This is a genomic window from Billgrantia sp. Q4P2 (assembly GCF_052806135.1).
In genome coordinates this window covers 486,229-510,425 of sequence record NZ_JBRBAI010000002.1, presented here as the reverse complement: position 1 = coordinate 510,425, position 24,197 = coordinate 486,229, and the positions used below count along the sequence as shown (strand labels likewise).

The 24,197-nt window shown below is 63.6% G+C and carries 25 protein-coding genes; 14 read left to right on the top strand and 11 right to left on the bottom strand.

The features are described from left to right. Nucleotides 1-40 precede the first annotated feature (40 nt). Both ACUY1T_RS05235 and ACUY1T_RS05230 read right to left on the bottom strand, forming a co-directional pair. Nucleotides 41-808 carry a class I SAM-dependent methyltransferase gene (locus ACUY1T_RS05235; RefSeq protein WP_446020691.1) on the bottom strand — a complete coding sequence of 256 codons (768 nt, stop codon included), beginning with the start codon at nucleotides 806-808 and terminating at the stop codon, nucleotides 41-43. Between the two features lie 106 nt (nucleotides 809-914). Then, on the bottom strand, nucleotides 915-1,859 hold the full coding sequence (locus ACUY1T_RS05230) for a 2-dehydropantoate 2-reductase (RefSeq protein WP_446020689.1): 945 nt from the start codon (nucleotides 1,857-1,859) through the stop codon (nucleotides 915-917). Nucleotides 1,860-2,065: 206 nt separating this feature from the next. Here ACUY1T_RS05230 and ACUY1T_RS05225 point away from each other — a divergent pair, with 206 nt between their 5' ends. Together ACUY1T_RS05225 and ACUY1T_RS05220 are read left to right on the top strand one after the other, a co-directional pair. Then, on the top strand, nucleotides 2,066-3,658 hold the full coding sequence (locus tag ACUY1T_RS05225; protein WP_446020687.1) for a thymidine phosphorylase family protein: 1,593 nt from the start codon (nucleotides 2,066-2,068) through the stop codon (nucleotides 3,656-3,658). Further along, entirely contained in the window at nucleotides 3,658-4,551 is an 894-nt protein-coding gene (locus tag ACUY1T_RS05220) for a ribose-phosphate diphosphokinase (RefSeq protein ID WP_446020685.1), read from the top strand. Before ACUY1T_RS05225 ends, ACUY1T_RS05220 begins: the two co-directional genes overlap by 1 nt. Here ACUY1T_RS05220 and ACUY1T_RS05215 read toward each other — a convergent pair. The 3 genes from ACUY1T_RS05215 to ACUY1T_RS05205 form a co-directional block, all read right to left on the bottom strand. Then, on the bottom strand, nucleotides 4,535-4,888 hold the full coding sequence (locus ACUY1T_RS05215; RefSeq protein WP_446020683.1) for a hypothetical protein: 354 nt from the start codon (nucleotides 4,886-4,888) through the stop codon (nucleotides 4,535-4,537). The two genes, ACUY1T_RS05220 and ACUY1T_RS05215, sit on opposite strands and share 17 nt — an antisense overlap. Before the next feature lie 3 nt (nucleotides 4,889-4,891). After that, entirely contained in the window at nucleotides 4,892-6,139 is a 1,248-nt protein-coding gene (locus tag ACUY1T_RS05210; protein ID WP_446020681.1) for an MFS transporter, read from the bottom strand. 108 nt (nucleotides 6,140-6,247) lie between these two features. Then, nucleotides 6,248-7,126: a LysR substrate-binding domain-containing protein gene (locus tag ACUY1T_RS05205; RefSeq protein WP_446020679.1), complete on the bottom strand. Its 879-nt coding sequence runs from the start codon at nucleotides 7,124-7,126 to the stop codon at nucleotides 6,248-6,250. Nucleotides 7,127-7,184: 58 nt separating this feature from the next. On the opposite strand from ACUY1T_RS05205, the gene ACUY1T_RS05200 reads away from it, so the two are divergent. The 4 genes from ACUY1T_RS05200 (at nucleotide 7,185) to ACUY1T_RS05185 (ending at nucleotide 10,330) form a co-directional block, all read left to right on the top strand. Continuing rightward, nucleotides 7,185-7,787 (top strand): hypothetical protein, encoded by a 603-nt coding sequence (locus ACUY1T_RS05200; protein ID WP_446020677.1) that lies wholly within the window; start codon nucleotides 7,185-7,187, stop codon nucleotides 7,785-7,787. A gap of 81 nt (nucleotides 7,788-7,868) precedes the next feature. Next, nucleotides 7,869-8,306 (top strand): nucleoside deaminase, encoded by a 438-nt coding sequence (locus tag ACUY1T_RS05195; protein ID WP_446020675.1) that lies wholly within the window; start codon nucleotides 7,869-7,871, stop codon nucleotides 8,304-8,306. A gap of 106 nt (nucleotides 8,307-8,412) precedes the next feature. Beyond that, nucleotides 8,413-9,621, top strand: a complete 1,209-nt coding sequence (locus ACUY1T_RS05190) for a Na/Pi cotransporter family protein (RefSeq protein ID WP_446020673.1) — start codon at nucleotides 8,413-8,415, stop codon at nucleotides 9,619-9,621. A 25-nt stretch (nucleotides 9,622-9,646) separates the two neighbouring features. Beyond that, entirely contained in the window at nucleotides 9,647-10,330 is a 684-nt protein-coding gene (locus ACUY1T_RS05185) for a phosphate signaling complex PhoU family protein (protein ID WP_446020671.1), read from the top strand. On the opposite strand, the gene ACUY1T_RS05180 is transcribed toward ACUY1T_RS05185, so the two are convergent. Both ACUY1T_RS05180 and ACUY1T_RS05175 read right to left on the bottom strand, forming a co-directional pair. After that, nucleotides 10,300-11,226 carry a complex I NDUFA9 subunit family protein gene (locus tag ACUY1T_RS05180; protein WP_446020669.1) on the bottom strand — a complete coding sequence of 309 codons (927 nt, stop codon included), beginning with the start codon at nucleotides 11,224-11,226 and terminating at the stop codon, nucleotides 10,300-10,302. The two genes, ACUY1T_RS05185 and ACUY1T_RS05180, sit on opposite strands and share 31 nt — an antisense overlap. A gap of 51 nt (nucleotides 11,227-11,277) precedes the next feature. Then, entirely contained in the window at nucleotides 11,278-11,751 is a 474-nt protein-coding gene (locus ACUY1T_RS05175) for an Lrp/AsnC family transcriptional regulator (protein WP_446020667.1), read from the bottom strand. Between the two features lie 272 nt (nucleotides 11,752-12,023). On the opposite strand from ACUY1T_RS05175, the gene ACUY1T_RS05170 reads away from it, so the two are divergent. The 8 genes from ACUY1T_RS05170 to ACUY1T_RS05135 all read left to right on the top strand — a co-directional run bounded on the left by ACUY1T_RS05170 (nucleotide 12,024) and on the right by ACUY1T_RS05135 (nucleotide 20,909). Continuing rightward, the gene (locus tag ACUY1T_RS05170) at nucleotides 12,024-13,745 is read left to right on the top strand and encodes a putative bifunctional diguanylate cyclase/phosphodiesterase (protein WP_446020666.1); all 1,722 of its coding nucleotides are present in this window, start codon (nucleotides 12,024-12,026) and stop codon (nucleotides 13,743-13,745) included. A gap of 246 nt (nucleotides 13,746-13,991) precedes the next feature. Continuing rightward, the gene (locus tag ACUY1T_RS05165; protein WP_446020664.1) at nucleotides 13,992-14,456 is read left to right on the top strand and encodes an SUF system Fe-S cluster assembly regulator; all 465 of its coding nucleotides are present in this window, start codon (nucleotides 13,992-13,994) and stop codon (nucleotides 14,454-14,456) included. A gap of 70 nt (nucleotides 14,457-14,526) precedes the next feature. Beyond that, on the top strand, nucleotides 14,527-15,969 hold the full coding sequence (gene sufB / locus ACUY1T_RS05160) for a Fe-S cluster assembly protein SufB (RefSeq protein WP_446020662.1): 1,443 nt from the start codon (nucleotides 14,527-14,529) through the stop codon (nucleotides 15,967-15,969). 186 nt (nucleotides 15,970-16,155) lie between these two features. After that, a complete protein-coding gene (sufC, locus tag ACUY1T_RS05155) occupies nucleotides 16,156-16,908 on the top strand; it encodes a Fe-S cluster assembly ATPase SufC (protein WP_263580548.1) in 753 nt (250 codons plus the stop codon). Further along, nucleotides 16,905-18,272, top strand: coding sequence for a Fe-S cluster assembly protein SufD (gene sufD / locus ACUY1T_RS05150; RefSeq protein ID WP_446020660.1), 1,368 nt, complete (start codon nucleotides 16,905-16,907; stop codon nucleotides 18,270-18,272). The genes sufC and sufD overlap by 4 nt, the downstream gene beginning before the upstream one ends. A 14-nt stretch (nucleotides 18,273-18,286) precedes the next feature. Then, nucleotides 18,287-19,546 carry an aminotransferase class V-fold PLP-dependent enzyme gene (locus ACUY1T_RS05145; protein WP_446020658.1) on the top strand — a complete coding sequence of 420 codons (1,260 nt, stop codon included), beginning with the start codon at nucleotides 18,287-18,289 and terminating at the stop codon, nucleotides 19,544-19,546. A 2-nt stretch (nucleotides 19,547-19,548) separates the two neighbouring features. Next, nucleotides 19,549-20,121: a putative Fe-S cluster assembly protein SufT gene (gene sufT / locus ACUY1T_RS05140; RefSeq protein ID WP_446020656.1), complete on the top strand. Its 573-nt coding sequence runs from the start codon at nucleotides 19,549-19,551 to the stop codon at nucleotides 20,119-20,121. Nucleotides 20,122-20,192: 71 nt separating this feature from the next. Continuing rightward, complete coding sequence (locus ACUY1T_RS05135) at nucleotides 20,193-20,909, top strand: SanA/YdcF family protein (protein ID WP_446020654.1); 717 nt, start codon at nucleotides 20,193-20,195, stop codon at nucleotides 20,907-20,909. Nucleotides 20,910-20,922: 13 nt separating this feature from the next. Here ACUY1T_RS05135 and ACUY1T_RS05130 read toward each other — a convergent pair whose 3' ends face one another. The 4 genes from ACUY1T_RS05130 to ACUY1T_RS05115 all read right to left on the bottom strand — a co-directional run bounded on the left by ACUY1T_RS05130 (nucleotide 20,923) and on the right by ACUY1T_RS05115 (nucleotide 23,924). Further along, entirely contained in the window at nucleotides 20,923-21,366 is a 444-nt protein-coding gene (locus ACUY1T_RS05130; RefSeq protein WP_446020652.1) for a hypothetical protein, read from the bottom strand. A gap of 110 nt (nucleotides 21,367-21,476) precedes the next feature. Then, on the bottom strand, nucleotides 21,477-22,385 hold the full coding sequence (gene rimK / locus ACUY1T_RS05125) for a 30S ribosomal protein S6--L-glutamate ligase (protein WP_446020650.1): 909 nt from the start codon (nucleotides 22,383-22,385) through the stop codon (nucleotides 21,477-21,479). A gap of 31 nt (nucleotides 22,386-22,416) precedes the next feature. Continuing rightward, complete coding sequence (locus ACUY1T_RS05120) at nucleotides 22,417-22,854, bottom strand: ATP-dependent zinc protease family protein (RefSeq protein WP_446020649.1); 438 nt, start codon at nucleotides 22,852-22,854, stop codon at nucleotides 22,417-22,419. A 20-nt stretch (nucleotides 22,855-22,874) separates the two neighbouring features. After that, nucleotides 22,875-23,924 (bottom strand): DUF3549 family protein, encoded by a 1,050-nt coding sequence (locus ACUY1T_RS05115; protein WP_446020647.1) that lies wholly within the window; start codon nucleotides 23,922-23,924, stop codon nucleotides 22,875-22,877. Nucleotides 23,925-24,197: the final 273 nt, after the last annotated feature.

Here is a 24,197-nt window from a genome sequence, read left to right as displayed (position 1 = left end):
CTGGGTGGTGTCAGTGCTCGGGAGCCCGGGCACTGACACCTCAGCGGTGTGCCTTTACGCGCAAACGAACGTAGTCGGCCGTCCAATTGTCGTGGCTGTCGCGCAGGCTAGGTGCCAATAGCGCCAAGGCGTCGTCCAGCACCGCCTCGCAGACTTCTTCATCGAGGCCATGCAGGAAGGGGTTGGCAAAGGTGGCAAGCCAGCCGGCCATCCCCGTGGTCAAGCGGGTGGGGCGCGGGATCAGTTCGATGGATTCAACCGTGAACCCTGCCGTTTCCAGGCACTCCCGATACTCCTCGGGCGTGGGGAAGAACCATGGGAAGCGGGCCTTGCCACTGATACCACGCGCCTGGAGTGCCGCCAGCATGGCAGTGCAGATCGCCGCAACATTACCGTGACCGCCGAATTCGGCCACGAAACGCCCGCCGGGCTTCAGGGAACGATGAATGCTGGCCACCACGGCCTGGTGATTGAGCATCCAGTGCAGGGCGGCATTGCTGAACACCGCATCGAACTCGTGCTCGAAGGGCAGGTTGTGAGCATCCAGAACGCGGGCGTCGAGCCCTCGCGCCCGGGCAGCCTCGACCATGTCGACGGCGGCATCCACGCCGACGATGGTGGCGCCGGATTTCGCCAGTACTTCGGTCAGAGTGCCGTCGCCGCAGCCCAGGTCGAGGATGCGCTCACCGGGTCGAGGGTTGAGCAGCCTGGCTACGGTATTGCCCAGTTCGGCGACGAAGTCGGCGTTATGGGCATAGGCGGCGGCATTCCAGTGCTGGCCCGGGGCATTATGGGGGGAGTCGGTCATAGCGGTGCTCCAGGGGCAGGTGTGTCGCTTCACGTCTCGTTCATATCAGAATACCCCAATCCGAGTCCTGCCACCGCCTGTTGAGCGTCAACGTGAAAGGAACCGTTCATACGCCAGGTGGCACTTCCCCGCGGGCTGCCAGCTCCTGGGGTAGAAGGGCGGCATGGATCATGGTGTGAACCGGCGTTGCCACGTTGACCGCGCGGCCCAGGCGCACCACGGCGCCGTTCTGAGATTCCAGCTCGGAGGGTTCGCCGGCCATGATGTTGCGCTGCATGGAGGACGTGCTCTCGGCCGGCATGGCATCGATGAACTGCATGGCACGGGCAACGGCATCGGGCGGAAAGGCGACGCCATGGCCGCGGGCGACCTGGTCGATCTCCTCGAGCATGGCCTGGATCAAGGCCCGGGTCTCGGGCAATTGACGTGTGATCCCGATGGGAGCCCGGCTAATGCTGCCAATGCCGCTCATGGCGCAGATGAACATGAACTTGCTCCACTGGGCGACGCGAATGTCATCGGGGATCTCGGCACTAACCCCATTCGCCTTGTCGAAAACGGCCTTGAGCTGCGCCGTACGTGCACTGCTGTGGTTGTCACGCTCGCCGAATCGAACGAACGGATCCACGCCGGCATGGCGGATCTCTCCCGGCGCTTCACGCCAAGCGAGAATGCCGCACAGGCCGTCCAGCACCGGCGCTTCGCCTAGCACCTCGGCCAGGATATCGGCGGCCTCGACGCCGTTCTCCAGAGGCAGTACCAGGGTGTCGGACCCGACCAGCGGACGGATCGATTCGGCCGCCTCGCGTACCTGCCACGCTTTCACGGCCACGATCACGCAATCCACTTCGCCTACACTGGCGGGGTCGTCCGTGGCCTTGACCCTGTCCAGCACGACATCGCCCTTGATGCTGTGTACGCGCAGCCCCTGGCGTTGCATGGCAGCCAGGTGCTCGCCACGGGCAATGAAGGTGACGTCTTCTCCGGCTTCGGCCAGACGGGAACCAAAGTAACCGCCGACACCGCCGCTGCCCATGATGGCGAACTTCATATAGCCTCCTATCATTCAGCGTCCTTTCTTCGGAGCATAGTGGCAAAGTGGCCATCTGTACTGCTCTGCTGCATTCCACTTCCGCTTCGGGGCGACATCGCGATGGGCCAAGCTTGTCCTGGGTCAAGGCAGCTGGCCAACGTGCTGCCCAAGTCGCGGCAAATGGGGCAGACTCACAGCATTACCCTGTCAAGACGATCCGACCCATGAGCCGTACTCGATCCTCTCCCGCGGCCAGTGACGAAGCCACCGAAGAAGTGGGGCTGCCTCTCGCGCTTTGCCGCGTGGCGATCGATACTTACCGAGAAAACGTCGCCTACCTTAACCGTGACTGCGATCTGTATCGGGCCGAAGGTTTCCAGGCGCTGTCGAAGGTCGAGGTTCGTACCAATGGTCAGCGTATCCTGGCGACCCTGAACGTGGTCGACGATGTGGCCATCGTCGGCCACACCCAACTGGGCCTTTCCGAAGATGCCTTTGCCTTGCTGGGGGTGGAAGAGGGGCATCCTGTGAGCGTGTCACAGGCGGAACTGCCCGTATCCATTCCCGCCCTTCGACGCAAGATTGCGGGTGAGCGTCTATCGCGTCGGGACTTCCGCGAGATCGTGCAGGATATCGCCGAGTTGCGCTATTCGAAGATCGAATTGACCGCCTTCGTGGTGGCCTGCGAGCTGGGCGAACTCGATCGCGAGGAGGTCTTCTACTTGAGCGATGCCATGGGGCGGGTGGGGCGTCGGCTCGACTGGCACGAGCATCCGGTGGTCGACAAGCACTGTATCGGCGGCATTCCCGGCAATCGCACTTCCATGTTGGTGGTCCCCATCGTGGCGGCCCACGGCCTGCTTTGTCCCAAGACTTCGTCGCGAGCGATCACTTCCCCTTCGGGAACCGCCGATACCATGGAGGTACTGGCCAAGGTGGAAGTGCCCTTCGAGGAGTTGGGTGAGTTGGTACGTACTCACCGTGGATGCGTGGCCTGGGGCGGCACCAGCAAGCTTTCCCCGGCCGATGATGTGCTGATAGCGGTGGAGCGTCCGCTCTCGATCGACTCGCCGGGACAGATGGTGGCTTCCATCCTGTCCAAGAAGGTGGCGGCCGGTTCGACGCACCTGTTGCTCGACATTCCCGTTGGACCCCACGCCAAGGTTAGATCCATGCCGGAAGCGCGCCGGTTGCGCAAGCTGTTCGAGTTCGTGGCCGGTCGTATGGGCTTGGTGCTGGATGTGGTGATCACCGACGGCAGCCAACCTATCGGTCGCGGTATCGGTCCCGTGCTGGAGGCGCGTGACGTGATGCGAGTACTTACCAACCACCCTGATGCGCCCATGGACCTGCGCCAGAAGTCGCTGCGCTTGGCGGGGCGAATGCTCGAGTTCGACCCTGACATTCGTGGCGGCGATGGCTTCAGCATCGCTCGCGACATACTCGACTCCGGTCGTGCCCTGGAAAAGATGCAGGCGATCATCCGCGCCCAGGGTGAGAAGCCCTTCGATCTCGATAACCCCGAGCTGGCGCCACACCAGTTCGAGGTGCTGGCGCCCCAGGAGGGTGTTGTCATCGCTATCGACAACTTGCGGCTGGCGCAGATCGCGCGCCTGGCCGGTGCGCCCAAGGCCAAGGGGGCCGGCATCGACCTGCTCACCCAGATAGGCGACCGGGTCGAGCAGGGTCAGCCGCTTTACCGGGTCCATGCCGCTTTTCGTAGTGAGCGTGGTTTTGCCTACCAGTGCAGCGAGCGAGACGGCGGCTATAGTATCGGTCAGCATGACCAGATCACTCGTTTGAACGTGGAGTTCTGATGCACGCCGCCCTGCTCTATTTCGACGAGGAATCCTTTCCTGCGAGACGCCTGGCCTCGGCAGCCGCCATCGAGGCGCATCGAATCGCATGCCACCGTTTTCCCGATGAGGAACTGTGTCTACGCCTGCCAGACATGGCGTTGCCCGACTGTCTGGTGATCTATCGCAGCCTGGACCGTCCTAACGACAAGCTGGTCGAGCTGATGCTGCTGTCTCGTCACGCGCGCGAGCAGGGCGTCGGGCGCCTGGTGCTGGTGGCTCCTTACCTGGCCTACATGCGCCAGGACATCGCCTTCAACCCCGGAGAGCTGGTCAGCCAGCGGCTGGTTGGCGGCTTTCTTGCCGAGCTGTTCGACGCGGTGATTACAGTCGATCCTCACCTGCATCGCATCGAGCGCCTCGAGCAAGCGGTGCCCTTACGTCATGCCGTTACGCTTTCCGCAGCTCCGAGGCTGGCAGAGGAGATCGTCACGAGACGCGGCGATGCCTTGCTTTTGGGGCCTGATTCGGAGTCGCAGCAGTGGGTTGAGAGTGCGGCCCGAATAGCGGGGCTAGAGTACGGCACGTGTATCAAGAAGCGTCACGGGGATCGCGACGTGGAGATTGCGTTGCCCGACCTTGTCATTGCCGGCCGGCGGGTGGTGCTACTGGACGATGTCGCCAGCTCCGGCCGCACCCTGGCCCAGGCCGCTGAGCGAGTGCTGGCCGCCGGGGCGGCCAGCGTGGACGTGGCGGTGACCCACGCGCTGTTTGTCGGCGATGCCCTTGGTGTCATTCGCCAAGCCGGGGTGGGAGAGGTGTGGAGTACCGACACCATCGGCCATGAGAGCAATACCGTGTTCATGGCGTCGGTGTTGGCCGAGGCGCTGGTCGGGGTCATGGCTGAACGCTGACGCTGCAGCCCAGTGTGAAATCCGTGCGGGAGGGAAGGGCCAAGGCCAACGCTCCGCCCCGCTCCAGTCGTTCGACTTGCTGTGGATGCCAGGCGATGAAGCTGACCAGTGTGCCTCCCAGCAACTCTCGCCGCGGCATCGCACCGACCTCACGGATGGCCTCGCGACTGATGCGGGCGGGTGTGCCGGGGGGAAACACTCCCACGAGGGGCTGGGGCGCCTCGAAGCTGAGGGCTGCCTGGCGAGCGGGCAGCAGGGTGAGTGACAGGCCCAACAGCAGGGCCAGCCCGACGAAGCCGAGGGCAAAGGCGTGGCGGTTCAGGGCCTGTGTCGTCATGGGTCAGCCCTCTGCTCCCACAATAGTAGCCGGTCGGGGGGCAGGCAGTTCACGAATTGGCAGATGCACCAGACCGGCTGCCACCCCAAGCGCAGCGGTGAGCCACCAGACGAGTTCGTAGCTGGCTGTCATTTCGAACAGCCTCCCTCCCAGCCAGACGCCGAAGAAAGAGCCGACCTGGTGACTCAGGAAGATCAAGCCGAACAGGGTGGCCATGAAGCGCGTGCCGAACATCAAGGCAACCAGGCCGGACGTCAGCGGGACGGTCGATAGCCACAGCAGGCCCATGGCGGTGGCGAACAGCATCACGCTGGTGGACGAGATGGGGAAAGTCACGAACAGGACGATGGCCAGAGCCCGAGCGAAGTAGATGAAGGAGAGCAGCCCGCGCTGGCTGAACCTGGCACTCATCATGCCCGCAGTATAAGCCCCCAGCACGTTGGCCAGGCCGATGGCGCCGATGGCCCAGCCAGCGATCGTCGCATCGACACCTTGATCATTGAGATAGGGCGGCAGGTGCACGGTGATGAAGGCGAGTTGGAAACCGCAGACCGAGAAGCCGAGCAGAAGATAGACATAGCTGGGATGGCGCAGTGCCAGGCGCAGCGTCTGGCTGAGTGTCAGCTCGGGCCCCTGATCGGCAGGAGCCGCTTGCGGTGTGCCGCGTACGCCGAACGCCAGGCCCACGACCAGCGCGACCCCGCCTGCAAGCAGCAGCGCGGCCGTTTGCCAGCCGTACCCGGCGATGAAGGCCTGACCCAGCGGAGCGAACAGGAACTGGCCGAGCGACCCAGCCGCCGTGCCCATACCCAGTGCCCAGCCCCGGTGCGTGGCTGGCACCAGCTTACCCAGCGCGCCCAATACGGTAACGAAGGAGGCGCCGCCCATGCCGAGCCCCACCAGCACGCCGGCGCTTAGCGTCAGGGTCAGCGGCGAGGTACTGATCGCCATCAAGGCCAACCCCGCCGCATAGCAGGTAGCTCCCGTCACCAGTACCCGCACGGGGCCATAGCGGTCCACAAGGGCACCGGCAAAGGGTTGGGTCAGCCCCCACATGAGGTTCTGCAGGGCGATGGCAAAGGCGAAGGTTTCTCGCGTCCAGCCATGGGTGGCGACCACGGGGTCGGTAAACAGGCCGAAGATCGAGCGGACGCCGAAGGTGATCAGCGAAATCGTGCAGGCGCACCCGATCAGCACCAGTAGCGGGGGTGTCGTGCGTGGTGAAGAGGGCGTGATGGTGGAAGCGGTCATGGCTGGGTTCTCCCGTGGACGTGCCGAAGGCATGACCGCATTCCAGCCCAGTCGAGCGGGTGGCTCAAACGAAACATTTTCGCCCCGGGTTGAACGTTTTTTGTCGCCCTACGGCGTGGCCACCTGCCGTGTCAGCCAATCGCGAAACAAGGCGATCATCGGCTCCTCCCGGCGCCGTTGCGGCACCACGAGCCAATAGCCAGTATCGATGGCCACGGTTTCCTGCCAGGGCAGGACGAGCCGGCCGCGTTCGAGTTCGGCGTCGACCAGTGGACGCCGACCCATGGCGACGCCAAAGCCGCTGGCAGCGGCTTCGTAGGCCAGCTGCAGCGTATCGACGATGAAGGCCTTGGCAGGCGAAGGCCGGGGATGGCCGGTGGCCTCGCACCAGCGCGGCCAATCCTCCTTGACCGAGCGCATTTGGATAGGGCAAAGATCATGCGGATCGGCCCGCACCTGGTCCAATAGCGAGGGGGCGCATACCGGTACCAGGCGTTCACGGAACAGCAGGTCGCAGGCGAGTCCAGACCACTCTTCTCCCTTGCCCATGCGAATTGCCATGTCGGCCTCGCCCGTTTCCAGTGAGACGTGCTGCTGTGAGGTGTCGATCAACACGCTGACCTCGGGATGCAGAGCACGGAACTCACCGAGCCGGGGCAGCAGCCAGCGAACGGCAAAGAAGGGTGGCACGCTGATCGCCAATCGACGCGGTTGGGGGATGCCCAGTAATCGTTCGGTACCCTCGCCGAGCAGGGTCAATGACTCTCGCACGATCGCGGCGTAGCGTTGACCCTCTGCGGTAAGTCGCAGGCCCTGACGGGTACGCTGGAACAAGGCGATGCCGAGCCACTGCTCGAGCGAGCGAATGCCATGGCTTACCGCACTCGGGGTCAACGACAGCTCTTCGGCGGCCGCCTTGAGCTGACCGAGTCGTGCTGCGGATTCGAACAGCCGCAGCGTATTCAATGGCGGAAGTCGTCGTGGCATCTTTTCCCTCGCCCAGGCCGATGTTTGTTCTTACCATGAGAACCCCGTGGCGGCCACAATGCCGTTCGCATCCGTGCGCGGCGCCACGCAGCATACGTTCAAGAGGAGTGGTACCCCGGTGATTCCGAACGACCTGAGATTCGTCCCGATTCTGTTCGCCCTGATTATTGCGAGCGGTTGTGCCGGCCGCTCGGCGCCGGAGGCCGAGCCAGCCACTGCCGAGTCCGAGCAGGTCTCGCCGACCGAGCCGATGTCGCCCCAGGTGGCCACCACCCAGCATGATCGCTACTGGGTCCCACCGCTTTTCGCATCGGAAGAGGACGAGGCGCATTATTACATCAGCCGCCTGGCCGACAGGCGTTTCATTGATGTCTACGGTGGTGATGAGCATCCACGAGTCTGGTATATCGCCGCGGAGCGCCTGGGGCAGATCGGTGAGCCTGCCATCCCGCTGTTGTTTGCGCTGATCGATACCCGTAACGAGTATGAACTGATGCTGGTGCTGTACGCGCTGCAGTTGGCCACCCAAGACCCTCGGCTGATGGCACAGACCGGTGGCGACTATGTCCGCCTCACCGAAACGCTCGATGAAAGCGCCAACGAGGAGAACCGGGCCATTGCGCTGGAGTGGTGGGAGCGGCATGGCTGGCGTTGGCAGTAAGGGTCAGACGGGCAGCTCATGCGGGCATCTGCTATGGTCACGGCGAGGCCAGGCATGCCATGACAGCGGGAGACTTCATTGATGGACCACTACATGCAAGCGGCAATCGAAGAAGCCCGCAAGGGGCTGGCCGAGGGAGGGATTCCCATCGGTTCGGTGCTGGTGCATCGCGGGCAGATCCTCGGGCGCGGCCACAACCGCCGGGTCCAGGCGGACAGCACCGTGCTGCATGGCGAGATGGATGCACTCGAGAATGCGGGTCGTCAACTCGCATCGGTCTATCGTAACTGCACGCTCTATACCACGCTGTCGCCGTGCCCCATGTGCAGCGGGGCGATACTGTTGTATGGCATTCCGCGCGTCGTCATCGGCGAAAATAGGACCTTTCTGGGTGAAGAGGAGCTGCTGCGCTCCAGGGGCATCGAGGTCGAAGTCCTCCAGCTCGATGAGTGTATCGACATGATGACCCGCTTCATCGAGACTTCCCCGGAACTGTGGAACGAGGATATCGGTGAGTAGGGTGTCGGTGTCATGAAACTGTCACACAGGATGGTTACCGTTCGCCCGCAGTAACGCAAGCGTCATGCATTCGTCACATTACAGGCACGGAGCAAGCGGTCCCCTCATGTCGAAATCCCCCCTTTCCTCCAACGCAGCACAGCGTGCAGCACTGGCCCGCGAGTCGGTACGCGAAGTGCCGGCCTGGATGCGCGGCGTCTATGCCGGCATCTGCCTGTACCTCTTCCTGGCGGCGCTCAACGTACTGGGCTCTGGCCTGGGCACTTTCGGCCGGGCCAGCGACTTCCTGACCCAGCTCTTCGCCTACGGCGAGAACCCCTTCGTTGCGCTGCTGGCAGGGGTGCTGGTGACCATGATCGTGCAGAGCTCCTCGTTCACCTCGGCGCTGATCGTGACCCTGGTGGCCAGCGGCGAGATGACCCTGGGCACGGCCGTGTTCGCCATCATGGGCGCCAACATCGGTACCGCCGTCACCGGGGTGATCGTGGCGCTGGCCAACGTGCGCATCCGACGCAACTTCAGGCGCTCCTTCACCGCCGCGCTGATGCACGACTTCTTCAATATTCTCACCGTACTAGTGGTGTTTCCGCTGGAGCTCATCAGCGGCCTGTTCCATGAAGCGGGGCGCGGCATGTTCTCGCGCCTGGCGGGCTGGGTGGCCGAATTGATCGGGCTCGAGGAAGTGGCACGCCCCAACAGTCCCATCAAGCTCATCACCCAGCCGGTCGTCGACCTCTTCAACGGCATCGGCGCCTGGCTGATGCCAACCCTGGCCGGGCAAGGGCTGCTGGTCGCCGGGCTGGGCCTGCTGCTGATGTTCATTGCGCTGATCTTCATGGTGCAGAACCTGCGCGGTGCCCTGTTGCGACACATGGACGGCCTGTTTCGAACCTATTTCTTCCGTAGCGACCTGCGGGCCTATAGCGTGGGGCTGGTTTCCACCGTGCTGGTGCAGTCGAGCACCATCACCAGCAGCCTTATGGTCCCCTTGGCCGGCGCCGGCGTGGTCCGCCTGCGGCGCGTGCTGCCGTTCATGATGGGGGCGAACCTGGGCACCACGGTGACCAGCCTGCTGGCCGCGACCGCCAACCCGGTGGCTGCCGCCATGACCGTGGCGCTCTTCCACGTCACGTTCAACCTGATCGGCACCGCCATCTGGTGGCCGCTGCGCTATGTTCCGCTCAAGGTGGCAACCTGGTACGGCAAGCTGGCGGCGCGCCAGACCCGCTATGCCTTCATCTTCCTGATCGGCGTGTTCCTGGTGATACCACTGTTGGGAATCGGTGCCGTCGAACTTTTCACCAGCCTGCGCTGAGCGCGGTATTTCAGGAGTTACCTCCATGTTTCGTCAGCTATACAGCGCCCTGACTTCAGAGAACACCATCAACCAGGCCTTCGAGGACCTCACCCAGATGCTGCAGCACGGCGCCTGGATGTTCGATCGGGCCAACGAGGTCTTGCACAGCACGGCGCCCGCCGACGAGGTGCGCCAGCCGCTCTACGATCGCGATCGCAGCATCAACGAACTCGAGCGCTCGATCCGGCGCAAGGTGCTGCGTCACCTGACCGTCAATCCGGGCCACGACGTGGCGATCTGCCTGGCCCTGATGAGCGTGGCCAAGGATGCCGAACGCATCGGCGACTACTGCAAGAACGTCTTCGAGGTAGGGCATTTCTACCGTGAAGGGTTCCATGTCACCAAGTATCAGGAGCCGCTCGACCGTATCGCCGCTCAAGTCGCCGAGATGTTCGGCATGGTCATCACGGCAGCCCGGGACTCCGACGAATCCCAGGCGCGCACGGCCCTGGCCAGGGCCAGTGAGGTGCGGCCGCACTGCGACCGGCTGATCGAGGAACTGTTTCGCGATGAGGACCGGGTCGAGTTCCATGAGGCCGTGGCCTATTCGCTGCTGGCGCGGCACTACAAGCGCGTGGCGGCGCACCTGGCCAATATCGCCACGGCCGTGTTGGGGCGCCTCGAGGATCTCGACTTCTACTCCGATGAGGACGAAACCGAACTCTGAACCGGCAGGCAGGTGGGCAGGGCGTCGCGCAGCGAACGTGGCAGGATGTCGAGGTCGGCGAAGGTGCCCACGCCTTCGCCGACCGTATTGTCCGCGGCCATCATGGTGACCTGATCGCGGGTCAGCGGTGGCCCGGGCAGCGGTGAAGCCAGCAGGGCGGCAAGGTGCCACAGTGGGAACGGTACAGACAGCAGGGTGCGCTCGCGCTTCAGGTGAGCCATGACCAGTTCCAGCACCTCGCGGTAACGCAGGATATCCAGGCCGCCCAGTTCGAATAGCCGCCGCGCGGGCGGAGTAGCCCCCAAAAGTCGCGCGATCGCTCTTGCCACATCCACCACATGCACTGGCTGCAGGTTCGTGTCACCGTGTCCGAAGAGCGGGATGACGGGAAGCCGGGTCAAGTCCGCCAGACGGCTGAGGAAGGCATCATCGGGGCCGAACATGACGCTCGGCCGCAGGATGACCGCCTTCGGATAGGCATCGATGACGGCCGCCTCGCCGCGGCCCCGTGCCCTGACGTAGCGCGAGCGCGACGAGGGGCTGGCGCCGATGCCGGAGAGCTGGATAAAGGTCTGGACGCCATGTGCCTGGGCCAGACGAGCCAGCCTTCCGGCGCCTTCCACGTGCACCTGATCGAAGGTCAGTTGGCGCCGCTCGACATAGAGGCTCACGGCGTTGACTGCCCCGCATGCTCCTTCGAGGGCTTGGCTCACGTCGCTTTCGCTGCGGATATCGACACTCATCGGCTCCAGGGAGTCGCCGGGTTCGGCCCATTCGGGTAATGCAGGCCGGCGCGCCGCGATGCGAACCGCATGGCCGGCATCGAACAGTTCTTGCACAACGTGACGACCGAGAAAGCCAGTCCCGCCGAATACGGTAATGGGGGCTTTCGTCATGCTGTCTCCCTACGCTCGCTGGTGCTGGAACCGTCTGGCCGTCGCCTGATATCACTGGGACGGCAGGGGGAGAGGAGCGTTCTCCTTGATCGCGCGTATTGCGAAGCTGCTATCCACGGCGCTGACCATCTTCAACTGTCGGAATTGTCGCAGCCACTGCTCGAAGGCGTCCATATCGGCAGTAATCACTTGCAGCAGATAATCGAAGTGGCCGGAAACGCTATGGCATTGCACCACTTCCGGCATGTCGCGCACGTTTCCCTCGAACTCTTCGACCCGCTCCTGCTGATGCTGGTCGAGCCGAACCTGTACGAAGATCGTAATCATCAGGCCGAGCCGAACCTTGTCCAGCTCGGCACGGTAGCGCGTGATCAACCCGGCCTGCTCGAGCCGACGGATGCGTCGAGCGCAAGGGGAGGGGGAGAGACTTACGAGTTCAGCCATTTCGGCAGTGGTCAGACGGGCGTCCTGCTGAAGGGCTTCGAGCAGCATGCGGTCGATGCGGTCGAGTTTGAGATTGCGCATGGGGTGCCTCGTCAATGTGGCGTTCAGTGGTTCCTTGGCCGATACCGCTAACCATGACTGCAAGTCTGGCGAATACGGCTCGTACTCGCCAGTTCTCAAGCTGATGCGAGCCTGCAGCGGGTCGCGTGCTGTCGAGGAAGGCCGGGAGCCGGCGCGGTGCGAAGCGTTGAGAGCAGCTAAGCTATCCTTGCTTTATCTTGTATACACTGAAAAAAAATGAGCTTTCTAGCGGGATTGACACCCAGGGCAGGGAAGGGGGGAACATGGCCGGGATGAGCAGTATGCTGCGCGCCTGGCGTGCCGTGGAGCGACGCTGGCAAACCTGGCCGCGCGGCTTACGCCACGCCTGTCGAGTCCTGGCGCTAGGGGGGTTGCTGGCGCTGGGCACGGGGCTCGTCTACCTCACTGGCGGTACCCGATATGCTTACCCTTACTTGATGCTGATACCGGTACTGTTGGCGGGGGCCTGGTATACCTGGCGGGGCGCGCTGCTGGTGGCGCTGCTGGCCGGCCTGCTGATGGCGGCGATGCCGCTCTCAGTGGATACCGGGGAGTCCCAGACGCCTCTCAACTGGATGATTCGCCTTGGACTGTATCTGGTCATCGGTGGTTTCGCCGGGGGGCTGTTCGAGCGCCTGAGACAGAGCTACATCAGCGTCGAGCGAGCATCGCGTACCGACCCGCGGGCAGGCCTGCCCAACGAGATTGCGCTGGAAGCGGACCTGGCACGCCGGCTCAAACGAGCAACGCGCCAGGATGCCCACAGCGTGGGCGTGGTAATGGTCCGTATCGAGGACATCGGCGAGATCGTGGAGGCCCTGGGAGCGGATGCATGCGACGAACTGATGGTCGCGATCAGCCAGCGCCTGGCTCGGCTGGGGCCCAATCTACAGGGCAGCTACCGAGTCGGCGGCGCCGAACTGGTACTGCTGTTCTGGCCTGTTGGGCTCGATGAACTCGAGCGTCTCGCACGCAAGGCAGCGGATCTGGGCGAGGACAACCTGATGGCACTCGGAGTCCCACTTCGGGTTCAACTGGTGTTGGGCAGTTCACTGCAGGGTGGCAGGAACGCGTCGCCCGGCAGCCTGATTCGCGAAGCGAGAATCGCCATGCTGGCCGCCTCCGAAAAGCACCGTGTCTACTGTCACTTCCAACCCTCCTTCGCTAGACGCAGCGTACAGAACGTCCAACTGATCTCCCGCGTGCGTCGAGGGCTGGCGCAGGGCGAGTTCGAGCTTCATTACCAGCCCAAGCTGCGTCTGGCGGACGGTCGGGTCAGCGGCTTCGAAGGGCTCATTCGTTGGCGTGACGAGCATGGCCATCTGATTGCCCCCGGGCTGTTCATGCCCAAGGTCGAGAACACCACCTTGATCGCGCCGGTGACCCGTTTCGTCATGAGCGAGGCTTGCAAGTTCGCTCGTCGCCATGGAGGCAGGGTCAGCATCAACTTTTCGGCGCGCAACCTGATGGATGACCTCCTGCTGGAGGAGCTTGGCCAGTTGGTGAAGCAGTCGGGTATCAGTCCATCGCAACTGGAAGTGGAAGTGACCGAGAGTGCGCTGGTGCTCGACCTGTTCGCGGCCAAGCAGGCGCTGGAGCGCATTCGTGGTTGCGGCATCCAGGTCAGCATCGACGACTTCGGCACTGGCTTCTCCTCCTTCGAGTACCTGCGCCACCTGCCCATTACCGGGCTCAAGATCGATCGGGCCTTCGTCGAGGGTCTCGAGCAGGACGAGCGCGCACGCAAGCTGATGGCGTGCCTGATCGACGTGGGGCATGCGCTCGATCTGGAAGTGACCGCCGAGGGCGTCGAGACCCAGGGCCAGCATCACATTCTCCAGAAGCTGGGCTGCGACCAGGCCCAGGGTTTCCTCTACTCCAAGGCCCTGCCTGTCGAGGAGCTGCTGGCCTGGCACCATGAGCGTGAACGACTTCTGCGACAAGGCGACTCGCTCTCCATCCATCAGGCGTATCAAAACGTACCGCCCCGCTGAAGCTGGCGTTTCCTTCTTTCCTTCCTTTTTTCTGTCGTGCCTGGCTCCAAGGGGTGCGCTTCGATAGCTGCTTGCAATGAGAATGATTGGCGTTATTGATGTAAACGGCGCCGAACGTGCCGGCATCCTGCTGCTCAGGGTGACTTTCCACTGAGGAGACTTCACATCGAATCCATACAGGACTAAAATGGTCCCAAATGGAGTGCAGGGCCTCCGTCACGTGTCCGTGCCATTCAGGAGTCAGGCATGTTGAAGCTTTCCCGGCTGACAGACTACGCCGCCGTGATCCTGGCGCAAATTGCCCGGCATCCCGAGCAGTCCCATGCGGCGGCGGAACTGGCCGAGACCGTGCAGCTGCCGCATCCCACGGTCAGCAAGACTCTGAAAATGCTGGTCAAGGCAGGGTTGCTGGAGTCGCGTCGTGGCGCCCAGGGCGGTTACTCCCTGGCGCGGCCGGCATCGCGTATCACCGCCATCGACATCATCACCGCAATCGAAGGGCCGGTGGCGATGACGGAGTGCAGCCACGCCGAGGGTGACTGCGACCTGCTCGCCACCTGCGGGGTCTCCGATAACTGGCAGCGTGTGTCGCTGGCCGTTCGCACCCTGCTCGACAGCGTGACCCTGGCCCATCTGGCCGACACCGCACCGATCAAGCTGCCGGTGCAGCTACCCATACAGAGCGTGACCCTGGCCGCCGATACGGCCTGAGCCACCGAACCGGATTCATTACCCGAGGCGAGTTCGCTCGCCGGCCCAACAGCCCGGGAGGGGAGAGACCATGGCAAGTGAGGAAATGGAACAGCTGGTCCGCCGCGAATACAAAGAAGGGTTCGTGACGGACATCGAGAGCGAGACGGTACCGCCGGGGCTCGACGAGAGCGTCATCGCCTTCATTTCCAACAAGAAGGGCGAGCCCGAGTGGATGCTCGAGTGGCGTATCAAGGCCTATCATCAGTGGCTGAAGATGACGCCGCCGTCCTGGGCGCACCTGGACTACCCGCCCATCGACTACCAGGCGATCTCCTACTACAGTGCGCCCAAACGCCCGGAGGACCGTCCCCAGAGCCTTGACGAGGTCGACCCCAAGCTGCTCGAGACCTACGAGAAGTTGGGTATTCCATTGCACGAGCGTGCTGCCCTGGCCGGCGTGGCGGTGGATGCGGTGTTCGACTCCGTCTCGGTGACCACCACCTTCAAGGAGAAGCTGCACGAGGCGGGCGTGATCTTCTGCTCGATTTCCGAGGCGATTCGCGACTACCCGGAGCTGATCAAGCAGTACCTGGGCACGGTGGTGCCGGTGGCCGACAATTATTTTGCCGCGCTCAACTCGGCGGTCTTCACCGACGGCTCCTTCGTGTTCGTGCCCGAGGGCGTGACCTGCCCGATGGAGCTTTCCACCTACTTCCGCATCAACGCCGCCAACACTGGCCAGTTCGAGCGTACCCTGATCATCTGCGAGAGCCGCGCCCAGGTATCGTACCTGGAGGGCTGCACCGCGCCGATGCGCGACGAGAACCAGCTGCATGCCGCGGTGGTCGAGCTGGTGGCGCTGGAGGATGCCTACATCAAGTATTCCACGGTGCAGAACTGGTACCCCGGCGACGAGGACGGCAAAGGCGGTATCTATAACTTCGTCACCAAGCGTGGTGACTGTCGAGGCGATCGTTCGCGCATCAGTTGGACCCAGGTCGAGACCGGCTCCGCCATCACCTGGAAGTACCCCTCCTGCGTGCTGCGCGGTAAGGACAGCATCGGCGAGTTCTACTCCGTGGCGGTGACCAACGGACGCCAGCAGGCCGATACCGGTACCAAGATGATCCACATCGGTGAAGGAACGCGTTCCTACATCGTTTCCAAGGGTATCTCCGCCGGCCGCAGCAACCAGTCCTACCGAGGCCTGGTCAAGATCGGCCCGAGGGCCAAGGGTGCGCGCAACTTCACCCAGTGCGACTCGCTGCTGATCGGCGACAAGTGCGGAGCGCACACCTTCCCGTATCAGGAAATCGGCAACAGTACCGCCACGATCGAGCACGAGGCGACCACCTCGAAGATCGGCGAGGACCAGCTGTTCTACTGCCAGAGTCGCGGCATCTCCGAGGAAGACGCGGTGAGCATGATCGTCAATGGCTTCTGCAAGGACGTGTTCCAGGAGCTGCCGATGGAGTTCGCCGTAGAAGCCGAGGCGCTGCTCAATGTCACCCTGGAAGGCGCCGTTGGTTAAGGAAACGGCTGCGCGACGCCTGTACGGCGTTGAGCGCGGATTCGAGAATGCTCATTTACAGTCGTAAACTCCGCTTCTCTCTTCCGCGCTCGCCTTGTCCAGGCGCCGCTCGCTCGTTTCTCTGGGCGGGTTGAATCATTTTTCGGGTCGCTGTGGCGGCTCGCCAGAATCGAAAAGGTAATCAAGATGCTCGAAGTCAAGGATCTGCACGTCAAGGTGGAAGGCAAGGAAATCCTCAAGGGCCTGAGCCTGACCATCAACGCCGGGGAAGTGCATGCCATCATGGGCCCCAACGGGGCCGGCAAGTCTACCCTCTCGGCGGTGATTGCAGGCAAGGAAGGTTATGAAGTGACCTCCGGCTCGGTCACCTTCGAGGGGCAGGACGTGCTGGAGATGGAGATCGAGGAGCGTGCCCAGGCGGGCCTGTTGCTGGGCTTTCAGTACCCGGTGGAGATTCCTGGGGTGAAGAACATCTACTTGCTCAAGGCGGCGCTCAATGCTCAGCGCGAAGCTCGCGGCGAGGGCGAGATCCCGGCGCCCGAATTCCTCAAGCTGGTCAAGGAAAGGCTGGCGCAGATGAAGATGGATGCCAGCTTCCTGCAGCGCGCCGTCAATGAAGGTTTCTCGGGCGGCGAGAAGAAGCGCAACGAGATCCTGCAGATGCTGGTGCTGCAGCCCAAGCTCGCCATGCTCGACGAGATCGACTCCGGCCTCGACATCGATGCCATGCGCGTGGTGGCCGATGGCGTCAACTCCCTGCGCGACGAGAAGCGCGCCATCCTGCTGGTGACCCACTACCAGCGTCTGCTCGACTACATCGTGCCCGACCGCGTGCACGTGCTGGTCGACGGCCGCATCGCCAAGAGTGGCGACGCTGAGCTGGCCAAGGAACTCGAATCCCGCGGATACGACTGGGTGGTGGAGGAAACTGCCGCATGAGCGATGTCGAACAGCAGTCAAGCGAGGTGAAGACCTTTCTCGACCGCCTCGCAGAGCGTAGTGCGAGCCGCGGGGCCGAGCCGACCTGGATTGCCGCACGCCGCCAGGCCGGAGCGGCCCGCTTCGAGGCACTCGGCTTTCCCACCCGCCGCGACGAGGCGTGGAAGTACACCGACGTGCGCGCCATCGCCCGGGGCGACTTCGCCCTGACCGACAGCGCCGAGTTCTCGCCAGCTTCTGCCGCGGCGCTGACGCTGCCTATCGAGGCGCACCGGCTGACCTTCGTCGATGGCGTGTTCTCGGCGGCGCTCTCCGACTTGGGCGATCTGCCCGGCGGCGTGGCGGTGCTACCACTGTCCCAGGCGCTGGCCGATAACCACGAAGCCGTGGGGGGGCCGTTGGGTCGGCTGACCGGCGTCGAGTTCTCGCCGTTCTCGGCGCTCAATACCGCTTTCATGGAAGAGGGCGCCGTGGTGCGCCTGGCGCCGGGCAGCGTGGTGGAGAAGCCGATCCTGCTGCAGTTTCTTTCCAGAAGCGGGGCGCAGCCGGTGATGAGCCATCCGCGCATCCTGGTCGAGGCCGGTGCGCGCAGCCAGGCCACGCTGATAGAGCATCACGTCGGCGAGAGCGAGGCGGCCAACTTCACCAACCTGGTGGCCGAGCTGCTGCTCGACCGCGGGGCGATCCTCACTCACTACAAGCTACAGGAAGCGCCGCTCGCCGACCTGCACGTGGCCAGCATCCACGTCGAGCAGAGCCGCGACAGCCGCTACACCTCGTTCAACCTGAACCTGGGCGGTGGCCTGGTGCGCAACGACCTGATCAGCGAACTCAACGGGGAAGGGGCCGAGGCCACCTTCTACGGGCTGTTCTACGGCCAGGGCCGTCAGCACATCGACAACCACACCCTGGCCAACCACAACGCCCCGCGCACCTTCTCCAACGAGAACTACAAGGGCATCCTCGACGACCGTGCCCGTGGCGTGTTCAACGGCAAGGTGGTGGTCAAGCGTGACAGCCAGAAGATCGAGGGCTTCCAGAGCAACGCCAACCTGCTGCTCTCCGACCGCGCCGAGATCGACGCCAAGCCGGAACTCGAGATCTACGCCGACGACGTCAAGTGCTCCCACGGCACCACCACCGGACAGCTCGACGAGGAGGCGGTCTACGCCTTGCGCACCCGTGGCATCGACGAGCAGACCGCCCGAGGCCTGTTGACCCTGGCCTTCGCCGGCGAAGTGCTGGAGCAGGTCGACCTGGACGCCATTTCCGAGCGGGTGGAGCTGGCGGTGGCCGGCAAGCTGCCGGAGCGTTTCAACCTGGCCGGGCTGGTGGAAGCCTCCATGGCCCTGCACGACGAGTAAGCGAGGAGAGAGCGATGAACCACCTGGCCACCGAGCATTCGCTCAACGCGCCGGCCCTGGACGTGGCCGGGCTTCGCGCTCAGTTCCCGATCCTCGAGCGGCAGGTCCACGGCCGGCCGCTGATCTACTTCGACAATGCAGCCACCAGCCAGACGCCGCAGGCGGTGATCGACTGCTTCTGCGACTACTACAGCCGCTACAACGCCAATATCCATCGTGGCCTGCATACCCTCGCCGACGAGGCGACAGCGGCCTATGAAGCGACCCGCGAGACGGTGCGTGCCTTTCTGGGCGCGGCGGACCGCCGCGAGATCGTCTTTACCCGCGGTACCACCGAGGCGATCAACCTGGTGGCGAACAGCTGGGGCCGGGCCAATCTCAAGGCGGGCGACGAGGTGCTGGTCTCGCTGCTGGAGCACCATTCCAACATCGTGCCCTGGCAGCTGCTGGCCAGCCAGCTCGGCATCAAGGTCAGGGTGATCCCGGTGGACGAGCGTGGCGTGCTCGATCTCGACGCCTACCGTGCACTCTTCACCGAGCGCACGCGGCTGGTGGCCGTGAACCATGTCTCCAACGCCTTCGGCACCGTCAACCCGGTGCGTGAAATGGCGACCATCGCCCACGAGCGGGACGCGCTGATCCTGATCGATGGCGCCCAGGCGGTGCCTCATCAACGCGTTGACGTGCGTGACATCGATGCCGACTTCTACGCCTTCTCGGGGCACAAGGTCTATGGGCCGACGGGGGCCGGCGCGCTGTATGCCAAGGCCGAGCTGCTGGAGGCGATGCCGCCCTGGCAGGGTGGCGGCGAGATGATCAAGAGCGTCTCCTTTGACGTGCCGACCACCTTCGCCGACATTCCGCACAAGTTCGAGGCGGGCACACCGGCCATCGCTGAGGTGATTGCGCTGGGCGTGGCCCTCGACTGGGTCAGTGGCGTGGGGATCGAGCGTATCGGTGCCTGGGAGGCGTCGCTGCTTCAGCGGGCCACGGAGGCCGTGTCACGCATCGACGGGCTGAAGCTGCTGGGCACGGCGCCCAACAAGGCCAGCGTGCTCTCCTTCGTCGTCGACGGCGCGCACTCCCAGGACATCGCCCTGCTGATCGACCAGCTCGGCGTGGCGATTCGCACCGGCAACCACTGTGCCCAGCCGCTGCTGGCGCACTTCGGCGTGACGGCGACCTGTCGTGCTTCGTTCGCCGCCTATAACACGCTGGAGGAGGTCGAGGCCTTCGCCGACGCCCTGGAGCGCGTTATCGGAATGGTGCGTTGAACATGTCGAGCATTGAACAGATCGCCAGTCTCGAGAGGGGGCAGACGCTGCCCTTGCAGCGTGACGTCGAGGCCATCTCGATCCCTTTCGGCAAGACCGTGACCCTGCCCGAGGACAGTGTGGTCAACGTGATGCAGGCCAAGGGAAGTTCGGTGAGTGTGGGCTACGAGGGGCGACTCTATTTGATCGAAGGCAGCAACCTCGATGCCTTGGGGCTGGAGCCGTTGCCGCGACCCACCCTGCCCGAGGACGCCAGCGACGAGGAGATCGAGCAGTTCGTCTGGGATCAGCTGCGTACCTGCTTCGACCCCGAGATCCCGGTCAATATCGTCGACCTGGGGTTGGTCTATGGCTGTCGCATCGAGCGGCTGATCAGCGGGGAGCGGATCGTCACCATTCGCATGACGCTCACCGCGCCAGGCTGTGGCATGGGTGACGTGATCGCTGCCGATGCGCGCAACAAGATCCTCGGCGCGCCTCAGATCAGTCGCGTGCATACCGAAATCGCCTTCGATCCGCCCTGGAGCCGTGAGATGATGAGCGATGAAGCAAAGCTGGAGCTCGGCATGTTCTAGCTGCAGTCCGGGCCCTGTCACTACCGCTGGCGGGGGGGCGGGCTTCGTTATTTCTTGCCCGGTGACGGTGAATGCAGGCGCTGTTGTGGAAAATCTTCAAGCTATTTCTGATGTCGCTCGGCGCCCTGCTGCTGCTGGCGCTGCTGTTGTTCGTCGGTGCCAATCTCTGGGTGCTGGGGCAGACCCATTCGCGTATCGAGCATGAGCTACCGCTGTGCGGCCCGGAGCGGGTCGGCATCGTCTTCGGCACTTCGCACTGGACGCGCAGCGGGGTGCGCAATCCGCATTTCGATGCTCGTATCAACGCCGCTTCCCGCCTGATTCGACTGGGGCGGGTCGAGCATCTGCTGCTTTCCGGTGACAACCGTACGCGCCAGTACAACGAGCCCATCACTATGTGGCGCGACCTGCGTAGCCAATACGTGCGCGATGAGGACATGACGCTGGATTATGCCGGTTTCAGTACCTTCGATACCCTGGCTCGGGCGCGGGACGTGTTCGGTGTCGATCAGGTGTTGCTGGTCACACAGTCATGGCATCTGCCGCGTGCACTGTTCATCGCCGATGCGCTCGGCCTCGAGGCGCGGGGCTGCAGCGCGCCATCACGCCCGGTAGCAGGGCTGTGGCGGCTGCAGGCGCGGGAGTGGATGGCGCGGGCGGCAACCGTGGGAGATCTCTATCTCTGGGGACGCGAACCCTACTTCCTGGGGCCGCTGGAACCCCTGCAGATTGCGCCGCCGACCTGGCGCCAGCTGCTCGATATCGAACCGGAGCTGGAATACCACTAGCCGGGGCCGCCGGTCAGCGACGACGCGGCTTCTGCTGCCGGTAGAGTTCGCGAATCAGCGACCGGCAATCTTTCCAGCACTGCTCGACGATCGGCTCGAGCGGATTGGGCAGAGGGTGGGTATACAGGGTGGCCAGGGCCTGCATCAGCACGCGCTCCTGTTCCAGCAGCTCGCCGATGACCACCTGGCTCTCGTTGCCGACAAAGCTCTTCAGGCGACTCCATAGCCACATGTAATCGTCCCGCTCGACATCGGCATCCCGGGGAAGCAGCTTGAGGTGCTGCCTGGCCAGTTCCTGCAGCTTCTGCATCGTCTTGGCGCGGGCTTCATAGTGAGGCTTGAGCGTTTCGCGCAGGGAAGGGCGCAGGCGCTCTAGGTTGTCCTGGAAATAATCGATGCTGTCAGCCAGCGCTTCCAGAACGCTGTCCATCGCCACCTGGCGATTGTCGAGAAACATGAGCGGTCACCTCCTCCGGTGACGCAGATTGTGGCGGGGGAAACACTGTTTTGCTACCCCCGCAGGCAAAATATGTAGCCTTTCTACAAATTATGGCGCTTTTCTCGCAATTACCCTTTGGGCTTGGGTGGCACCTTGCGTGGAGCGACGGCGTTCTTCTCGATGTGTTCGATGATCATGCCGGCGATGTCCTTGCCGGTGGCGGTCTCGATGCCCTGTAGCCCCGGTGAGGAATTGACCTCCATGATCACTGGGCCATGGTTGGACCGTAACAGGTCGACGCCGGCTACCCTGAGCCCCATGGCCCTGGCTGCGCGGATCGCCGTGGAGCGCTCCTCCGGCGTAATGCGGATCAGGCTGGCCGTGCCGCCGCGGTGCAGGTTGGAGCGGAACTCGCCTTCGGCAGCTTGGCGTTTCATCGAGGCGACCACCTTGTCACCGATCACGAAGCAGCGGATATCGGCGCCGCGGGCTTCCTTGATGTACTCCTGCACCATGATGTTGGCCTTCATGCCCATGAAGGCCTGGATCACCGACTCGGCGGCCTGGTTGGTCTCGGCCAGCACCACGCCGATGCCCTGGGTACCTTCCAGCAACTTGATAACCAGCGGTGCTCCCTTGACCATGGTGATCAAGTCGGGGATGTCATCCGGCGAATGGGCGAAACCGGTAATTGGCAGCCCAAGCCCCTTGCGTGAAAGCAGCTGCAGCGAGCGCAGCTTGTCGCGCGAGCGGGTAATGGCGACCGAGTCGTTGAGCACATAGGTGCCCATCATCTCGAATTGGCGCAGCACGGCGCATCCGTAGAAGGTCACGGAGGCGCCGATGCGTGGTATCACTGCATCGAAGCGTTCGATCTCCTCGCCCTTGTAATGAATCGAGGGATGGTGCGAGGCGATGCTCATGTAGCAGCGCAGGGTGTCGATCACTCGGGCCTTGTGGCCGCGCTGTTCGGCGGCTTCCACCAGGCGTCGCGTGGAGTAGAGATTGCGGTTGCGGGACAGCAGCGCGATATGCATCGTGGGCTCCGGAGCAGTAGGGCCGGGTGGGTCAGGGTTCGCCGTGCAGGAAAGTGACGCCGGGCGCCACCAGTAAACGACGCAGTGCGCGTCGGCCGAGCAGCATGGGGTAGCGCATATCGCTGCGGTCGGCCAGGGTCAGCTCGACCATGACCTCCAGCTCGCCCAGCTTCATCGGCGTACGAATCACGTAGCGCCACTCCTTGTGGCCGTTGGAGCTCGTCACCTTGCGACGGTCATGCAAGTGGGTGCGGTAAGCGTGCGGTGGCGATTCCAGCCCTCCACTGCGGGTGGTGAAGCTGACCCAGAGATGACCCTCCTCCTCGAAGATCTCGATGTCCTCGGCGTGCAGTGCCGAGGTGCGAGCTCCGGTGTCGATCTTGGCGCAGACGGTCATGCCGATGGTCGGCAGGGTGACCATCTCCAGGCGACCGATCACGGCCTTGGGAATATAGGGCAGTTCCTTCATCGCATCATTTCCAGCTGTCCTTACTCTTTGGACCAGGCTCTTTGGCCCAGGCCGGCCAGGCGTTGACCGATGGCGGAATCCCGCCCGGCTTCGCGCAGCGTCATCAGGACCGGCAGCCGCAGTCGCGGGATCAGGGCCAGGTCGCGGGCTGCGCTGGCAAAATCCGCCTGTGGCTGCTCGGCCAGCCGTTCGAGGAAGCGGGGCAGGCGTTCGCCGTCTTCCAGGTGCTCCCAGCCGCGCCCGGCAATCGCCGCCAGCAGATCGGGGCCGCAGGCCGCCGAATCGGCCAGCAAGTCATCGAACCAGGCGCCGGCGATTGCCCCGTCGGCACCGCTCACGGCGCGCACGCAAGCACACAGCGTTTCCAGGCGACCCATGGCTGCGGCCTGCTCGCCCCGGTCGCGCAGCGCCTGGGCGAGCGGGGCGGGTACGGCGACATGCTCTAGACAGTAGCACAGAGAATTCAGCACTTCGTCCGGCAGGCTGGGCAGCGTCGTGGCCAGTTGGCGGGCGGCATCGTCGTCCAGGCGTACGGCAAAATCCGCCAGGCCCTGCAGTCCCAGGAATTGCCAGTCTACTGGCTGCTGGCCGCTGAGATAGGCTTCCACCGGCTCCAGGTGCTGACTTGCCGGTTTGCCGGTGTCATGCGTGGCATGGGCATGCAGCATGGCCTGGAAGGGTAACGACGGGGTGAAGGCCAGTGGATTGTCGTGCATCAGGTTCTCGATCTCACTGCCGTCTTGTGTCTCGCGACCCACGCGCTCCACGTTGCGCCCCAAAATGACCAGCAGACGCTGCAGGAAGGCGTCGCGCGGCGCCGGTATCAACTGCCCCTGCTCGTCCAGCGGCAGGGCTAGGAACCAGATCAGTGGATCGGCGAGGTCCCCGAAGCGAAAGACGATCCCCAGGCGCGCCTGCCCCTGCCAGGGGGATGGCCAAGCACTGGCGTCTTCCTCGAAGCGGGAAAGGACATCCAGGCGGCAGGGTTCGACCCGACGTCCCATGTGGTAGAGGCGGACGTCGGCACCGGTGCGTGCGAAGAAGTCATGAAGCGTGTGGATCGGCTGCATAGGGGGCTCCCTTTTTGAGCGTGCACTCTACCGTGATGGCTGGGGAGTTGTCAGCCACTCTCCGGCGTACAAGCGATCACGATTGATCAAGAAATGACCATGCCTGGCAAAGCCCCGGCTTGTCTGCTACCGGGGCGGGTTTCCATAGCTTATCCACAGCCTCTTTCAGTGAATCTGTGCATGACCTCCCGGCGCACGGCTACGCTATGGCTGACATAGGAAATTGCCATGGGGCTATAATGGGTTATTTTGCAATCATCTGCTAAAATCGAA